At 76.1% G+C, this 1,496-nt stretch carries 1 protein-coding gene and 1 pseudogene; both read right to left on the bottom strand.

What is annotated here, in order from left to right:
- Positions 1–372 (bottom strand): annotated as a pseudogene (locus DZG00_RS17400) (M23 family metallopeptidase); the annotation flags it as partial.
- Positions 373–597: 225 nt separating this feature from the next.
- A complete protein-coding gene (locus DZG00_RS15385) occupies positions 598–1,407 on the bottom strand; it encodes an inositol monophosphatase family protein (RefSeq protein WP_119455814.1) in 810 nt (269 codons plus the stop codon).
- Positions 1,408–1,496 lie beyond the last annotated feature (89 nt).

Here is a 1,496-nt window from a genome sequence, read left to right as displayed (position 1 = left end):
TGGCCGTTCTCGCCCACGGGAGCGGTCAGAGTTCCGACTTCGCCGGCGGGCGCGCGTCGCGAGCGGGACGGACTCGGCGGCGGACTGCTCGGCCTCCGCGGGGAGGTGCGTGGTGGGGGCGGCGGGGGCCTCGACGGCGACGTGCAGGACGCGGGGCGCGGGAGCGGACGGCTCGGTAGCCGCGAGGAGCTCGGGCTCGGCGGCGGGGTGCTCGACGGGGGCGTCGGCGGCGTCGGCCTGCTCGGGCGCGGGCTGCGCTTCGACCCGGGGTGCGGATCCGCTCGAAGCCGCCTCGGCCGCTCGGCGCTCGGCCTCACGTCGCTCGCGTCGCGTCGGGTACACGGTCCCTGCGGTCTCGTCGGGGGTCAGCACGAGGGCCGCCGGTCGGAGGGCTGGGGGGCACGCGAGGCGTGGAGGACGGACAGGATCGGAGGACTCCTAGTGCGAGGGACAGGTGCTGCGCGGTGCCGGCCGACGGGGGTCGGGGCGTGCGCGGACGACCGGTTCGAGCCCGGGCGTGATGTAACGGATCGGTAAAGGCTAACCGCCGGAAGGGATTCGCGCCACCCGGGGGATGCGCCGGAGGGCCCTCAGGGGCTATGCGCCGGGGCGCTCCAGCCGCTCCTCGAGGGCGTGCGCGAGCTCCGGATCCGCCGCGATCAGGAGCTCGGCGGAAGCGGGTCCGCCGCCGATCCCGGTCACGCGAGCACCGGCCTCGGCCGCGATGAGGGCGCCGGCCGCGTGGTCCCACGGCTTGAGGCCGCGCTCGAAGTAGGCGTCCGTGCGGCCCGCCGCCACGTCGCAGAGGTCGAGCGACGCCGCGCCGATGCGGCGGATGTCGCGCACCTCCCCGAGCAGGTCGGTGATCACCCGGCCCTGCTCCATGCGCTTCGACGCACCGTAGGAGAAGCCGGTGCCGACGAGGGCGAGGTGGAGCGGGACGCCGGCGTTCACGGCGAGCGGGCGGCCGTCGAGCGCGGATCCGCCGCCCGCCGTCGCCGTGTACACCTCGCCGAGCGTCGGGTTCACGACGCAGCCGGCGCGGGCTGTCCAGGTGAGCGGATCCGCCTCGCCCTCCACCACGGCGATGCTCACGGCCCATGCGGGGATCCCGTAGAGGAAGTTGACGGTGCCGTCGATGGGGTCGACGACCCAGGTGAGGCCGGACGTGCCGGACGTGCCCTCGGACTCCTCGCCGAGGAAGCCGTCGTCGGGGCGCACGTCCTGCAGCGCCCGGCGGATGAGGTCCTCGGTCTCGCGATCCGTGTGGGTGACGATGTCCTCGGGGCTGGACTTCGAGGCGGCCACCTCGACGCCCTCGCGGCGACGGCGGAGCGCGAGCTCCCCGGCGCGGACGGCGATGTCGCGGGCGATGGTCAGGAGCGCGGAGTCACCGGGGGTCGTCATGCGTCCAGCCTGCCAGAGGGGCCGCGGCGGCCGGGCGGGGTGCCGCGCGCCCGCGATCAGGCGGGCGACGCGGCGGTGGGCTCCCCGGA

Source organism: Clavibacter lycopersici, from assembly GCF_003576405.1.
Taxonomy (GTDB): Bacteria; Actinomycetota; Actinomycetes; order Actinomycetales; family Microbacteriaceae; genus Clavibacter; species Clavibacter lycopersici.
The sequence above is the reverse complement of the archived record's forward strand: the minus strand, read 5'-3'. Positions and strand labels throughout refer to the sequence as shown.

Coding starts and splice junctions, on each gene's coding strand:
- DZG00_RS15385 (WP_119455814.1), bottom strand. CDS start 1,407: ATGACGACCCCCGGTGACTCCGCGCTCCTGACCATCGCCCGCGACATC.